The 15259-nt window shown below is 32.9% G+C and carries 12 protein-coding genes; all 12 read left to right on the plus strand.

Features of this window, described 5'->3' with window-relative positions; genetic code table 11:
* Window positions 1-31 precede the first annotated feature (31 nt).
* Window positions 32-3202 carry a SusC/RagA family TonB-linked outer membrane protein gene (locus KV700_RS13825; RefSeq protein ID WP_218598230.1) on the plus strand — a complete coding sequence of 1057 codons (3171 nt, stop codon included), beginning with the start codon at window positions 32-34 and terminating at the stop codon, window positions 3200-3202.
* Between the two features lie 12 nt (window positions 3203-3214).
* Window positions 3215-4702 carry a SusD/RagB family nutrient-binding outer membrane lipoprotein gene (locus KV700_RS13830; RefSeq protein ID WP_218598231.1) on the plus strand — a complete coding sequence of 496 codons (1488 nt, stop codon included), beginning with the start codon at window positions 3215-3217 and terminating at the stop codon, window positions 4700-4702.
* A gap of 145 nt (window positions 4703-4847) precedes the next feature.
* On the plus strand, window positions 4848-5531 hold the full coding sequence (locus KV700_RS13835; RefSeq protein ID WP_218598232.1) for an alpha/beta fold hydrolase: 684 nt from the start codon (window positions 4848-4850) through the stop codon (window positions 5529-5531).
* Between the two features lie 3 nt (window positions 5532-5534).
* Window positions 5535-6302, plus strand: coding sequence for an HpcH/HpaI aldolase/citrate lyase family protein (locus tag KV700_RS13840; protein ID WP_218598233.1), 768 nt, complete (start codon window positions 5535-5537; stop codon window positions 6300-6302).
* A gap of 11 nt (window positions 6303-6313) precedes the next feature.
* Window positions 6314-7333, plus strand: a complete 1020-nt coding sequence (locus KV700_RS13845; RefSeq protein WP_218598234.1) for an ester cyclase — start codon at window positions 6314-6316, stop codon at window positions 7331-7333.
* A gap of 6 nt (window positions 7334-7339) precedes the next feature.
* Complete coding sequence (locus KV700_RS13850; protein WP_218598235.1) at window positions 7340-8350, plus strand: ester cyclase; 1011 nt, start codon at window positions 7340-7342, stop codon at window positions 8348-8350.
* A 78-nt stretch (window positions 8351-8428) separates the two neighbouring features.
* Window positions 8429-9445: a hypothetical protein gene (locus tag KV700_RS13855; RefSeq protein WP_218598236.1), complete on the plus strand. Its 1017-nt coding sequence runs from the start codon at window positions 8429-8431 to the stop codon at window positions 9443-9445.
* Between the two features lie 178 nt (window positions 9446-9623).
* On the plus strand, window positions 9624-10910 hold the full coding sequence (hisD, locus tag KV700_RS13860; RefSeq protein WP_218598237.1) for a histidinol dehydrogenase: 1287 nt from the start codon (window positions 9624-9626) through the stop codon (window positions 10908-10910).
* A gap of 66 nt (window positions 10911-10976) precedes the next feature.
* A complete protein-coding gene (locus KV700_RS13865) occupies window positions 10977-12587 on the plus strand; it encodes a sodium/solute symporter (protein WP_166385840.1) in 1611 nt (536 codons plus the stop codon).
* Window position 12588: 1 nt separating this feature from the next.
* Window positions 12589-13332, plus strand: coding sequence for an SDR family NAD(P)-dependent oxidoreductase (locus KV700_RS13870; RefSeq protein ID WP_218598238.1), 744 nt, complete (start codon window positions 12589-12591; stop codon window positions 13330-13332).
* Between the two features lie 5 nt (window positions 13333-13337).
* A complete protein-coding gene (locus KV700_RS13875) occupies window positions 13338-14354 on the plus strand; it encodes a nuclear transport factor 2 family protein (RefSeq protein WP_218598239.1) in 1017 nt (338 codons plus the stop codon).
* A gap of 180 nt (window positions 14355-14534) precedes the next feature.
* Window positions 14535-15257 carry a tRNA1(Val) (adenine(37)-N6)-methyltransferase gene (locus KV700_RS13880; protein WP_218598240.1) on the plus strand — a complete coding sequence of 241 codons (723 nt, stop codon included), beginning with the start codon at window positions 14535-14537 and terminating at the stop codon, window positions 15255-15257.
* Window positions 15258-15259 lie beyond the last annotated feature (2 nt).

The raw sequence follows: 15259 nt of genomic DNA on the forward strand, positions 1-15259 counted from the left end.
CTTTAAAATAACTAATTTAACTATCAAATTTATGTACAATTTTAAAAAAGAAAAGTGGGGGGAGAATTCCTTATTAGGTAAGCACATTTTAGGTTTCTTTCTTCTTGTGTTTTTATTTTCAAACGCCGCTGTATTTGCTGAGTCAAAAGAAGTAGATAAAACAATAATTGGAGTAGTGGTAGATGATGCGTCGGGAGACCCTGTACCTGGGGCAAGTGTTCTTATAAAGGGTACTAATATTGGTGCTTCTACAGATTTTGATGGTAATTTTTCAATAACGGCTCCAGATAGTGCTGCAGTATTAGTGGTTAGTTATTTAGGGTATGTTACTAAAACAGTAACTATTGATAGTAGTAAGAAATTAGTAATTAGACTAACAGAAGATGCTTCTCAATTAGATGAGGTTATTGTAACTGCTCTTGGGGTTACTAAATCTAAAGAAAGTGTTTCTTATGCAGCTCAAAAAATAAAAGGAGCTGCTATAAATCAATCTAGAGTTGGTGATGTTTCTCAGCAGTTAGCGGGTCAGGTATCTGGTTTATCAGTCTCTACAAATAATGGTTCTGGAGTTTCTTCTTCTAGAGTTGTACTTAGAGGGGAAACATCTTTAAATCCAAATAAAAATCAACCATTAATTGTGGTGGATGGAGCTTTAATTTCTAATAATTATATAGGTATAGGAAGTAATTCTACTTCTAGTGATTTACCAGTAGATTATGGGAATAGTTTTAATGATTTAAATCCAGATGATTTTGCATCGGTAACCGTATTAAAAGGACCTAAAGCAGCAGCGTTGTATGGTGAGAGAGGTACTAATGGTGCCTTAATAATAGAAACTAAATCGGGTAAAAATAAAACAGGATTAGGTGTTAGTTATACTACAGGTATTTCAATGGATAAGGTTAATAGGTTTTGGAATGAACAAAATGAGTATGCTGGTGGAGGTCCTATAGGTAATTTGGCAAATCAGTTTAGATCAGATTGGGGTGGTAATTATGGAGCACCAACAAATGGTCAATTAATTTCTCAATCTACACCAAGTAACCCTAACCCAGATCCAACACCTTTTGTACAAAAGGCAGATAGAGAAGGTTTCTTTGATACGGCGCTAGCTTATAATAATAATCTTTCTTTATCATTTTCTGAAGATGATATTTGGGGACGTGTTTCTCTTGGGCGACTTTCTAAAGGAGGAATTGTACCTAATACAGAGTATAAAAAAACAAATGTTGGTGTAAGAGTAGGTGCTAATTTAAGTGAAAAACTTTCTATTGATTTATCTGCTAATTATATTTTAAGTAATTCTGATAATGTGCCAGATATTGGGTTTTCTAGCGGTGGATTAATGTATAGTATGCTTTGGGTGATGAAAAACTATAGTTTAGATGATTACAAAGATTACTGGTTGCCAAATCAAGAATACCAACAACAAAATTACTTTTTATCTTGGGGAACAAATCCTCACTTAATTGTAAATGAGAATTTAAACGGATTTAAACATAATAGAATATTTGGTAATTTTAGAACAAATTATGAATTTAATGACAACTTTTCTGCTTTTGTAAGAGTCGGTTTAGATTCTTATCAAGATAGAAGGCAGTCTAGAAGAGCCCCGGGGCAACCTGCTTTTCCAAACGGAATGTACAGAGAACAAGATGTTCGTTTACAGGAATTTAATGCAGATTTTTTAGGAACCTACACAAAAGATTTAACGGATAAGTTAGGTTTAGTGGTAAATTTAGGGACTAGTACATTTAACCAAACGATTGGTAATAAAATAGCTCAGACAAATAATTTAGCGATTCCAGGTGTATTTAGTTTAGGTAACGCTGCTGACTCTCCTGTGCTTACACAAGTGGATACTGAAAGAGAATTAAATAGTGTTTATGGTACGGTAGAATTGAATTATGATGATAAATTATATTTTGATGTTACAGGGAGAAATGATTGGTCTTCTACACTACCAACTCAAAATCAAAGTTTTTTCTATCCTTCAGTGGGTTTAAGTGCTATTGTTTCTAAAATGACAAAATTACCAGATTTTATCTCGTATTTAAAACTAAGAACAAGTTATGCTCAAACCGGAAATAGTACAGACCCAGGTGTTATAAATAATGCTTACAGTTTAGGTGCAATACCAGGTTCTGTAACAAACCCTAACGTACTTACAGATTCTAATCTACAAAGTGAAAAAACTGAGGCTTTTGAATTTGGTATAGATTTAAGGTTATTAGATAGAAGATTAAATTTTGATATTGATTTATATGATTATTCTACTACAGATCAAATAGTGTCAGCTCCTATAAGTCAAGCTTCAGGAGTGAGTTTTAGAAGGTTTAATGCAGGGGAAATTAATAGTAGAGGTATTGAAGTAATTTTAGCAGCAAAACCAGTAGCATTAGAAAATTTTAAATGGACTTCTACTTTTAACTTCGCATCAAGTAGATCGGAAGTTGTAAGTCTTGCAGACGGTATTGAAACCTTAATTATTGGAGAAGGACCAAACGGAGGAACTATAGAAGCAAGACCAGGAGGTAGAATGGGTGATATTTATGGAAGAGGTTTTGAAAGAGATCCAGAAGGAAGTATTGTTTTAGAAAATATTGGAGGCCTAATGAGACCTAAAATTAGCAATGATATAAAGCGATTAGGAAACTACAACCCAGATTGGACTTTAGGTTTTACCAACAGTTTTAAATATAAAAACTTTAACCTTAATATATTTTTAGATTATAGAAACGGTGGTGATTTTTATACCTTAACTGGTTCTCAGTTATATAGATCTGGTTCTATAACAGAAACGCTTCCGTTTAGAACAGAAGATTTTGTGCCTGACGGTGTGGTAGCAAATGGTAGTGGAGGTTTTACTAAAAACACACAAACTACTACTGGGTACGATTGGTATAGAGAATATTATAGAAGTGATAATATTGAAGCAAATACCTATGATGCTACTTTTTTAAAATTAAGAGAAATTTCATTAGGAGTAGATCTTAAGCCATATTTTGAAAACTCATTTTTCGAAAAAATAAGCCTTTCTGTTTTTGGACGAAATTTAGGAACGTGGACAAAAGAAAGTTTTCTTAAACATTTTGATCCAGAGGTGTTAAGCTTTACCGGAAGTGGTTTTCTTCCTGGTTTCGAAATTGGTCAACTTCCTGGAGCAGCAACCTACGGTTTTAATCTTAATGTATCATTTTAAATTAAAAAAGTCATGATGAAAAATATATATAAAATCAAAATAATAATAGTAAGTATTATCTTATTTACAGCATGTACTGGTGATTTTGAAGAAATTAATGTTGATGAAAATTCACCAACAATTGCAACTTCAGGAACACTTTTGCCTAGCACCATTTTTGGAGCAGCAAACTCACATTTAAATGTTCAGTTGTATTTAACTAACCAGGTAATGCAATACAAAGTATATAGAAATCTAAACCAATTAGATGCTTATGATTTTGCAACTGGAGCAAATCGTTTTGGTAAGTTTTGGGGAGATGCATATAGAGCAATTACCGATGGTAACGAGTCTATTGCTTATGCTCAAGAAAATGAACTGAATGCTTATATAGGTGCAGGAAAAACAATAAATGCTTTTTATTTAGCAGCTTTAACAGAATTATGGATAGATGTACCATATACAGAAGCAAATAAAGGTTTAGAGAACACGCAACCAATTTATGATAAGCAAGAAGATATTTACCCTAAAGTATTAACGCTTTTAGAAGAAGCAAATACAGCTTTGTCAGCCGATACTAAAGGATTTATTCTTGGTGGAGATATCCTTTTTAAAGGAGATGTAATGAAGTGGAGAAAAATGGCAAATTCTTTAAGATTACGTTATTTATTAAGACTTTCAAATAAAGGTTCTATCAATGCTGCTGCTCAGATAAATGATATTGTTTCAGATCCTTCTACGTATCCAATTATTGAAAGTAATGAAGAAGCTGCTATTTATGACTTTACGGGTCTTGCACCAAATACATCAGATTTTTCTTTACTTACAACTTTAGGAGGATTAAGCCCGTCAGTTAGATTTGTAGATGCTTTAGATGGTGTTGATGCAAATGATGATGCAGATGATGATCCTAGATTAGCTTTTTTTGCTGATAAACCGGTTGACCCTAGTGTATCTGCAGGTCCATTTGTGGGTGTAAAAAGTGGAACTACAAGAGAAGAAGCACAAGGTACAGGTGGAAATGCAGGGTTGTTTGCTTCTCAGTTTACCACGAAGTTTCAGGATAATAAAGGATTATTAGATTTTGTTTTTATAAGTTATGCAGAGGTACAGTTTATTTTATCAGAAGCTAGGTTAAAGAACTATATCACAACTTCTACAGCACAAATGTATTACGAAAAAGGGATTACTGCCAATTTAAATTATTGGAATTTAACAATGCCATCAGGTTTTCTTACTAGAGCAGATGTGGCTTGGGATGGAACTTTAGAAACATTAATAAATCAAAAATGGATTGCAATGTTCTTTAACAATACATTAGAAATGTGGGGAGATTACAAAAGAGTAGGACTTCCAAATTTAGTGCCAGGGTCTTTAGCAACAACTATTACAGGTGGCTTAGTACCCACAAGAGTCTTCTACCCAACCATAGAGCAATCTGTAAATTCTGCAAATTATCAAGCAGCAGCATCAAGTATTGGTGGTGATATAATTACGGTTAAACATTGGTATCAGAATTAACATATAAAAAAAATATTATTTGAGTTGATGAGTGTTTTACAGTTAACCAGAAGCATGAAAATTGTTTTTGGTTAACAAAACACATTCAAATATTAAAAAAAACGGAACAAATTAAATAGAACTTCTTGTGACTGAAAAATTAATAATGATACCTGGAACTCTTTGTGATGAAACACTTTTTAAGCATCAAAAAAAAGATTTGTCAATTATAGCCGACTGTCATATTGCAAGTACTACTAGTGCTGCGAGTTTGCAACAGGTAGCAAAAAATATACTAGATAAATATTCTGGAGATTTATCAATAATGGGGTTATCGTACGGCGGAATTATTGCTTTTGAATTACTAAGGCAAGCACCTCATCGCATAAAACGATTAATTCTTTTAAATACAAATTATAAAGAACCTTCAGAACAAACAAGAATAAGTCAACAAAGATTTGTAGGTATGGCATATTTAGAAGGAGTTAAGGGATTTACGTCAACTATTTTAATTGATGCAATGTTACATCCTAAAAATGCAAAAAATAAAGAACTAAGAGAGGTGGTTTTAAACATGGCTTTAAATATAGGTGTAGCTGGTTTCTTTAATCAAGTAAAAGCACAATTAGGAAGACCAGATAGTACTAAAGATTTACAAAATATTAAATGTCCTACTTTAATAATTACAGGTAGAGAAGATGTTATTTGTCCAATAAAACTTCATGAAGAAATGGCAGCAGCCATTCCTAATTCGGTTTTAAAAATTATAGAAGAATGCGGACATTTAAGTACGTTAGAACAGCCTAAATTAGTTAGCAATACTATTCTTAATTGGTGGAATAAAAACTAAACAATGAGAAAAAACAAACTAAAACAACTACTAAAAACAAACAACACAGTAATGTGTGGATGGCTACACATACCCAATACTTGGACCGCCGAAGTAATGGCGAATGCTGGTTGGGATGGTGTAACTGTAGACATGCAACATGGTTTACATAGTATAGAAACAGCAATACAAATGATGCAAGCTATATCTACCACAGAAACGGTACCTATTGCTAGATCAAATTGGAATACACCGGGAGAAATAATGAGATTACTAGACGGTGGAGCTTATGGTATTATTTGCCCAATGATTAATACCAAAGAAGAGTGTGAATCATTTGTAGGAGCATGTAGATATCCTCCTTTAGGATATAGAAGTTTTGGGCCAACGAGAGCAAGAGTTTATGGGGGTCTAGATTATGCAGAACATGCGAATGATGAAATTTTAACATTAGCAATGGTAGAAACTGTTAAAGCAGTAGAAAATATAAAAGGTATTTGTGAAACGAAAGGGTTAGATGGAATTTTTATAGGTTCTGGAGATTTAAAATTATCTATAAAAGCAACTGAAAAAGAGAATGTCGATGAACTTTTTGATCAGGCAGTAAATACTATTTTAAAAGAATGCCAACAAAATAATTTGTTTGCTGGTGTTTGGTGTGCCACAATAGAAGATGCTAAAAAAATGGTTGATAAAGGCTTTAAGTTTATTGCGCTTAAATCTGATAGTATGATGTTAACCCAATATGCAAAGGAGCAAACGAACACTTTAAAAAATATTTTAAAAAACTAAACCTCAAAGATTTGTCGAAAAAAATAACACATATAGAAACACTAAAACTAGAAAGAGATGGTTTAAAGCAAGATCTTCCTGGGTTTGGTAAAAAATATATAAACATTGTTGATTATATATTAGAAATCACAGAAGATATCTGGGAAAAAAAAGAAATAGATGTAATTAATGAAACCTACGAAAAGGACATCCTAATTCATACAGGTGCCAGAATAATTAACGGTGTAGAAACTGTAATAACAGGTACTATTGATACGCTGGCCTCTTTTCCGGATAGAAAAATGGGCGGAGAAGCAGTTATTTGGTCAACAGATAATAAGGGCGATTTTTATTCTTCTCATAGAATTATATCTACAGCAACCAATCTTGGAGAAACAATCTACGGGAAAGCTACAGGTAAAAAGATAACCTTTAGAACCATTGCAGACTGTAAAGTAGCAAACAATAAAATTTATAAGGAATGGCTTGTAAGAGATAATCTTAGCATTCTTTTACAGCTAGGTTTTGATCCTGTAGAAATGGCAAAGAAAGATGCTACTTATAAAAAAACTCCTATTGCAATTCCTATAAACAGCAATCAAGAAATAGCAAAACAAGATTTGGAATATCCAGAAAATTTGGTCTATTCTTTAATAACGAATGTATGGAAGCAGAATAATTTTGAAGATTTAGCAGAATATCTAGCAGCAGATAGCACTTTATATGCCGTGGGTAACCAAGAAATTAGCGGTATTACAAAGATAAAAGAATATATACAAACTGTTTTAGCTTCATTCTCAGATTTAAGTATAGGTATAGAACGTATTACATCAAATAGAGAAGAGGGGTTAACACATATAGCAGCACGTTGGTATTTAAAAGGGAAAACAACCGAAGAAGGTGTTTTTGGAAAACATTCTGTTGATGAGATTTTTATACCTGTATTAAGTCATTATACAGTTAAAAATGGAAAAATAACCGATGAATGGATGGTCTATGACGGTTTCGATGCTTTATGTCAAATTTATAGTCAAACGAATACTCAAATTTAATATTTTATGAATGCACATTTTAGTAATAAAAAGTTAATTACTTCCTTTTTTAAGGAAATGAATGTTACGAAAAAAGAGGATGTTAAAAATGTTTTAAACACCTATTTTGATAAAAATAGTAGTGTAGGTATAACAAGTCCTTTTGAAGAATTAAATGGATTAGATGCATTTAATAGCAGTTTTTGGACTCCATTATTAAACGCATTTCCAGATATAGAATACCAACCTTATATACTTTTAGGAGGTGAGTACGAAGAACGAAACTATGTTAGCTGTACCGGTAATTTTATAGGTACTTTTAAAAAAGACTGGGCAGGTATTCCTGCAAATCAGCAACCAATATGGCTTCGTTTTGCAGCTCATTTTATTATTGAAGATAATAAGATTGTAAAAGCATGGTTTTTTATAGACATGCTTTCTGTTATAAGACAAGCAGGGTTTACATTGTTTCCTAATAAAGGAGTTGAAATAATACCTCCTGCACCGATGACAGGAGATGGTATTGTAGACTATAAAACACTTCCTGATCAGAGTAAAAAAACCTTAGATCTTACCAACGCAATGCTAGAAGGGTTGTGTAGTTATGATGGTAAGAGCTTAGAATCAATGGGCCAAGAAAGGTTCTGGGATGAGAAAAATATGATGTGGTACGGTCCATCTGGCATTGGCACTACAAGGGGATTAAAAGGGTTTCAAAAAAATCATCAAGTACCTTTTATAACCGCTTTTCCAGACCGAGGAATTACAGAAAAACAAGGTGAGGATCACTTTACACAAATTGGCGAAGGTAACTATTCTTGCGATTTTGGTTTTCCTGCAATGTATGGTACCCATACTGGAGATGGTTGGCTAGGGTTAAAAGCAACGGGAAAAAGAATAACCTTACGAGTTGTAGATTACTGGAGGCGTGAAGGCGATCACTTAAAAGAAAATTGGGTATTTATTGATATGCCTCATGTATTAAAGCAATTGGGAATTGATGTATTTAAAGAACTTAAAAATCTTAAAAAGGACTAATAATTATCTTTTTAAAGTCTAAAGTAATTGCATTAATTAGAGGAAACTCACAAAATAACTGAACTAAAAATATACAGTATGCTTAAAGAAAGATTAATAAGATATAGCGATTTAATGCCCTGTAAAGCCGCATTTATAGATGCCAAAACACCAGGGAGTCATTTAAAAGATAATTATAGCATTATTGGTGGTGGAGTATCTGAGAGCACACATCAAAAGGTAAATCTTTCTGAAAAACATGGTTTTTGCATTGGTGCTGGAGGGCAACCACCTAGAGTTAAAAATTCTCCACATTCTCATTTTACTGCAGAGGTTTTTATTGTGTATAGTAGTCATTGGAGATTTTATTGGAACAATGATGAAAAAAGTGAAATTATCTTACATCCGGGAGACATTATATCATTACCAACCAACATGTTTAGAGGTTTTGAAAATGTAGGTGATGAATACGGAATGATCTTTTCTGTTTTAGGACATGATGATGCTGGTGGAGGTGTAGTTTGGTTGCCACGTGTTATAGAAGAAGCCAAAGATTATGGTTTAATACTTTTAGAAAACGGAAAATTAGTAGATACTACTATTGGAGAAAAAATTCCTGAAGGATCAAAAGCGATAGCTCCTTTAACAGAAAGTGATTTAAAGAAATTTGATCAATATACTGTAGAAGAAATGAAACAGCATGTAGGTTTTGTTGGTACGTATAAAGCATCTAATTTTAAAGGTTTTCCAAATCAAACACCAGAAACTTTAAGATGGATTGATGTTTTAGGGCCTAAAGATAGCAATGATCACAAATTTGCAGTAAAACAAGGAGACCCAAACGGAGATGGTTTTAATGTATTTGGCTTACAAAGTGATGCTACAGGAACTACAGGAAAATATACACGTAACGAGGTAGAAGTTTTATTTATACATCGTGGTCAATTTGAGATTTTATGTTCACATAATGGAGAAGAAATTACGGAAACGTTAAACGATGGAGATATTTTTACCTTTCCAAAAGGATCCGTCAGAAACATTACCGCTAAAACATACGGATTCGCATACTTGGTAGTAGGAGAAGATTATCCTAAAGCACCACAATTGATTTCGTAGAAAACCGGGATACAGTTACCATTCATTTTTTACTTGTTCTATAATTTTATATAGAGCTCAGTAAAACCGTCGGTTTCTTGTAAATAGTTAATTATAGTATTTAAATTATAAAAATAGAGGTACAGCAGTACAAAGAGATTTAGCATTTTTCAATAACAATAAATAAACACCAACACAAATGGCAATTAGATACATTAAAAAAGGAATGGCGGCAGAAGAATCTGCAGCAGATCAATTAAAAACAAGAAAAATAGTAGAAAGTATTCTTTCTGATGTAGAAAATAGAGGAGATGAAGCAGTAAGGGAATTATCTGCTAAATTCGATAAATGGAGTCCAGCAGCTTTTAGACTTTCAAAAGATGAAATTCAAGAGATCATTTCTAAAGTATCAGATAAAACAATTGAAGACATTAAATGGGCACAAGCACAGGTGCGTCGTTTTGCTCAAATACAAAAATCTGCTTTAAGAGATATAGAAATAGAAACCATTCCGGGAGTAATTTTAGGTCATAAAAACGTACCTGTAAATAGTGTTGGTTGTTATGTGCCAGGTGGTAGATATCCTATGGTTGCGTCTGCTCATATGAGTGTACTAACGGCTAAAGTTGCTGGTGTAAAAAAAGTGATCGCTTGTACGCCTCCAGACCCAAAAACAGGAGTGCCACCGGCAGAAACAGTGGCAGCAATGTATTTGGCTGGTGCAGATGAAATTTATATTCTAGGAGGAGTCCAAGCAATGGCAGCAATGGCTTATGGTTGCGTAGGTATGGACCAAGTAGATATGATTGTTGGACCAGGAAACCAATACGTAGCAGAAGCAAAAAGACAATTATTTGGAAGAGTAGGTATTGATTTACTAGCAGGACCAACAGAAACGTTAGTAATTGCAGATGATACAACAGATGCAGAAATGGTGGTTACAGACCTTTTAGGTCAGGCAGAACATGGCCCTAATTCTCCTGCTATTTTATTAACAAATAGTGAAACTTTGGCGTTACAAATTGAAGATGAAGTAAAAAAACAATTAAAAGTATTGTCTACGGCAGATTTGGCAAGTAAGTCTTGGGACGATTATGGAGAAGTTATTTTGGTTGACAGTTATGAAGAAATGGTAACGGTGGCAGATGATATTGCTAGTGAACATGTTCAGGTTAATACTAAAGATCCTCAGTATTTTAAAGACAATATGACCAATTATGGTGCTTTGTTTCTAGGAAATAGAACAAACGTTGCTTATGGAGATAAAGCAATTGGTACCAATCATACCTTGCCTACAAAAAAAGCAGCTCGTTTTACAGGAGGCTTATGGGTAGGTAAATTTATTAAAACATGTTCTTATCAAAATATAATTACAGATGAAGCGAGTGTTTTAGTCGGTAATTACTGTTCACGTTTATGTGAAATAGAAGGTTTTGAAGGACATAAAAAACAAGCTGATATCCGTGTTAAGAGATATAGTAAATAAGCTTAGTTCTTAAGTAGTTTTTTAGAAAACAAAGGTTATTTTCATTATTAATTAGAAAAGGATATTATGGACAAGTTTGGAGTGCTTAATTGGTCAATTATTATAGTTTATTTAATTGCAAATTTATTATTGGGGTTTATTTTATCAAAAAAAGTGAATACTGCTAACGATTTTTATATTGGTAGAAAAACAACACCTTGGTGGGCTATTGGTATTTCTGTTTTAGCAACTTATGTAAGTGCTATGACTTTTTTAGGCGCTCCTGCCTGGTCTTATAAAGCTGGTTTATCCGTTATTGCAATTCATCTTAATTATCCATTAGTTATTATAATTGTAATGTCTTTGTTTGTTCCCTTTTTTATGCAAACAGGTGTTATTTCTATTTATGAATATCAAGAGAAACGCTTCGGAAAAGCATCAAGAACAGTTATTTCTGTGATATTTTTAGTCACTCAATTATTATCTTCTGCGGCTGTATTATATGGGTCTGCGCTAGTTATTGGTTATATAACGGGGATAGACGTAGTTACTAGTATAATTGTAGTATCAATTATTACATTAGTTTACACTTCTTTAGGAGGGATTACGGCTGTAATTTGGACAGATGTATTTCAGTCAGGAATATTTTTGGTAGCTGGTTTTATCGTCCTTTTTGTGCTGATAAATCAATTACCAGACTCTTTAATAGATACGCTTTCTAGCTTAAAAACAAAAGGAAAGATTAATCCTATAAATTTAAGTACAGACCCAACTGTAGATACTACTATTTGGGCAGGTATTATTGCTATGACTGTGTATCACGTAACTATTTATGGAGCAAACCAAATGATGATGCAAAGAACATTGGGAGCTAAAAATATAGGCGATGCTAAAAAATCGTTGGCTTTAATGGGGTTTGCAGCATTTTTTATCTATTTTTTATTCATATTTATAGGTGTGTTGTTTTACCAGTATTACCAAGGTAGAGAGTTTGATAATGACAATACAATTATGTTAGAATTTGCAGAAACAGTAGGGTTTCCTGGTTTTATAGGTATTATAGCCGCAGCAGTATTATCTGCAAGTATGTCTAGTTTATCATCAGCATTAAACTCGCTTTCTACAATTTCTACAAGTGGTTTTTATCAAAAGTATTTTAAACCTAATGAATCATCAAAACACTATTTAAGGGTTGCAAGAATTTCAACTGTTTTTTGGGCTATTTTAATAATTATACCTGCTATTGCTTTTTCTAGTACTACAGGTTCTATATTAGAACTGATTACCAAAATAGGTTCTTATTTTGTAGGCGCAAAACTAAGTATGTATATGTTAGGTTTTTATTCTAAACAAACAACAGAAAAAGGACTGTTGGTTGGAGTCGCTTTTGGTTTTATCGTGTTATATTTTGTACATGAATATACAGATATTGCTTGGACTTGGTATGCCGTTATTGGTGGGGTAGTTAATATTTTTGTTTCCATCATTGCAAGTCTTATTATTGATGGTAAACAAACAGAATGGTCACTGTATTCAATTCCTGGTCAGAAAGCAAAATTTAAATCAGAAAATAAACCAGAAAAAGAAAATGGTTGGTACGTTGTTCCTGGAAAGTTAGACAAAGTAAGTTATTATTTATTAGGCTTTTTTGTAGTAACAATCATATTTTTATTATCATTTGAAAACTTTATTAATTAAAATGAAACCAATAAAAACAGCTTTAGTTACAGGAGGAAGTGGAGGCATTGGCTCAGAAATATGCAAACAATTGGCATTGGCAGGTTATGTAGTTATTGTAAATTATAACAGCAACAAAGAAAATGCTTTAAAAACATTGCACAGCCTTAAAAATTCTGAGCAACATCATATATTTAAAGCGTCTATAACAAATAGCAACGAATTGTCTGATATGGCTAATTTTGTAAAAACAACTTTTGGTTTTTTAGATGTGTTAGTCAATAATTCAGGAGTTACTAAAGCAGTACCGCATGAAAATTTAGATGACTTGGAGGATGATTTTATAGATCAAATTATGAAAGTTAATTTTCGAGGAACTTTTGCTACCATAAGAGCTTTTAGAAGTCTTTTAGAAAAAGGAAAAAACCCCATTGCAATTAATATATCTTCTATTGCTGCAAAAACGGCAGTTGGTAGCAATGTTGCATATTGTGCTTCAAAAGCCGCTGTAGATTCTTTAACTATGAGTTTAGGGCGCGCATTAGCTCCAAAAATAAGAGTAGTTTCCTTGTCTCCTGGTTGGGTAAATGGTGCTTACGCTAAAAACTTACCAAAAGAATACATTAAAGAACAAGAAGACAAAACCCCATTAGGCAGAATTGCAGAGGCTGAAGATATTGGAAAAGCTTTAGTGGCGATTGCAGAATCATTTACATTTTCTACAGGCTGTATTTTTCCAGTAGATGGAGGAAGGCCTTTAACTTAATTTTTATGAAAAATAATTTTCAACACGCAAAAAGCGTAGTTCGTGCATATTATGAATCTTTTGATAATGCATCAGATAGCAATTTAGAACAGGTATTAAAAGAGCACACAACTGATGATTACCATTGGAGAGGAATGCATCCATTCTATGAACAATATGGTGCTAAAGATGTAATATCTAGTTTTTGGAAACCCTTTAGAAAATCGTTTGCTCCTTTACAAAGAAGAGAAGATATGTTTTTTGCTGGAGATAACGATTGTGATTCAGGAAAAACCCAGTGGGTAGTTAGTGTAGGACATTTAGTAGGTTTGTTTGATGCCGATTGGTTAGGTATTCCGCACACGGGTAAAATGATTTTCTTACGATATGCTGAGTTTCATAGAGTAGAAGGTGATAAAATTGCAGAAACAGCATTATTTTGTGATATATTAAGTGTTATGGATCATGCAGGTCATTATCCATTGCCTCCTATGACGGGATCTGCTTTTGTTTACCCTGGACCTCGAACTCATGATGGACTCCTTTTTGAAGCGCAAGATCCTAAAGAAGCAGAAAAAACGATGCGTGTTCTAAATCAAATGATTGCAGATTTAGATGAAATTAATAAATCTGGTGATGACAATTGTCCTCCAGAATTATTAGCAAAAACATGGAATGAAGACATGATTTGGTACGGCCCTACTGGTATAGGCGCTTCTTATACAATTAAGAGATATCAAAAGCAACATCAATATCCTTTTAGAGAGAATTTAACAGAGAAAGTATTTTATGGTCATATTGCACGTTTTGCAGAAGGCAATTATTGTGGTTTCTTTGGATGGCCAAACTTGTCTAATAAAAATAGTGGCGGGTTTTTAGGGCTTCCTAAGAGTGATGTTAAAGCAGAAATGAGAGTCGTAGATATCTATAGAAGAGAAGGGAATAAACTAGCAGAAAACTGGGTATATATTGATGTTTTGTATTATTTATACCAGCAAGGTTTAGATGTGTTAGGAAGAATGCAAAAGATGAATAGTAAATAGTTTATTTAGGGCTACTTAAACTTAAATTAAGATATCACCTAGTTTTTTTGTGGTAATCTCTAAGATATAAAAGGTTCTAATGCCTTACTTTTTACAAGAAAGTATTTATAGAAAAAAGTATATAGGTTAAAAAATTCTGTGTTAAATTGCACAGAATTTTTTATTTAAAATTATTTCATAATGTCAAAACCATTCAAATTTAAAGAATTTATAATTCAGCAAGATAAAACGGCCATGAAAGTTGGTACAGATGGAGTTTTATTAGGTGCATGGTGTTCTGTGGATGCTTATCCGGATACAATTCTAGATATTGGTGCTGGTACAGGAGTAATTGCTTTAATGATTGCACAACGCTGCGATGCTATGACAATTGATGCTGTTGAGGTTGATGAAAATGCCTATGAACAAACCGTTGCAAATTTTGAAGAATCTGATTGGGGAGACCGTTTGTATTGCTACAATGCCACTTTTACAGAATTTGCAGAAGAAATTGCAGAAGAGGAAGAAACGTATGACTTAATAGTTTCGAATCCGCCATTTTACACGGATGATTTTGAAACTGAAGATACTGCAAGAAATAAAGCGCGTTTTACTTCTTCTTTGTCTTTTGATGAATTGATTGTAGGTGTATCTAAAATATTATCTAAAAACGGTAACTTTTCTGTAGTGATTCCTTTTAAAGAAGAAGAAAGTTTTATCAACCTAGCTAAAGAAAATAATTTGTTCTTGAATCGAATTTGTAGAGTTCAAGGCAATAAAACATCAGAAATAAAAAGATGCTTGTTAGCCTTTTCTTTTGATGAAACTGAAATACAAGAAGAGAGTTTAATTATAGAAATTGAACGTCATAAATATACAGAGTATTATATTAATTTAACGAAGGATTTTTATTTGAAAATGTAGTT

Source organism: Polaribacter sp. NJDZ03 (assembly GCF_019263805.1).
Taxonomy (GTDB): domain Bacteria; phylum Bacteroidota; class Bacteroidia; order Flavobacteriales; family Flavobacteriaceae; genus Polaribacter.

Bases quoted from the DNA above. Each gene is read 5' to 3' on its own strand.
- KV700_RS13825 (WP_218598230.1), top strand. From the start codon at position 32: ATGTACAATTTTAAAAAAGAAAAGTGGGGGGAGAATTCCTTATTAGGT.
- KV700_RS13830 (WP_218598231.1), top strand. From the start codon at position 3,215: ATGATGAAAAATATATATAAAATCAAAATAATAATAGTAAGTATTATC.
- KV700_RS13835 (WP_218598232.1), top strand. From the start codon at position 4,848: ATGATACCTGGAACTCTTTGTGATGAAACACTTTTTAAGCATCAAAAA.
- KV700_RS13840 (WP_218598233.1), top strand. From the start codon at position 5,535: ATGAGAAAAAACAAACTAAAACAACTACTAAAAACAAACAACACAGTA.
- KV700_RS13850 (WP_218598235.1), top strand. From the start codon at position 7,340: ATGAATGCACATTTTAGTAATAAAAAGTTAATTACTTCCTTTTTTAAG.
- KV700_RS13855 (WP_218598236.1), top strand. From the start codon at position 8,429: ATGCTTAAAGAAAGATTAATAAGATATAGCGATTTAATGCCCTGTAAA.
- hisD (WP_218598237.1), top strand. From the start codon at position 9,624: ATGGCAATTAGATACATTAAAAAAGGAATGGCGGCAGAAGAATCTGCA.
- KV700_RS13865 (WP_166385840.1), top strand. From the start codon at position 10,977: ATGGACAAGTTTGGAGTGCTTAATTGGTCAATTATTATAGTTTATTTA.
- KV700_RS13870 (WP_218598238.1), top strand. From the start codon at position 12,589: ATGAAACCAATAAAAACAGCTTTAGTTACAGGAGGAAGTGGAGGCATT.
- KV700_RS13875 (WP_218598239.1), top strand. From the start codon at position 13,338: ATGAAAAATAATTTTCAACACGCAAAAAGCGTAGTTCGTGCATATTAT.
- KV700_RS13880 (WP_218598240.1), top strand. From the start codon at position 14,535: ATGTCAAAACCATTCAAATTTAAAGAATTTATAATTCAGCAAGATAAA.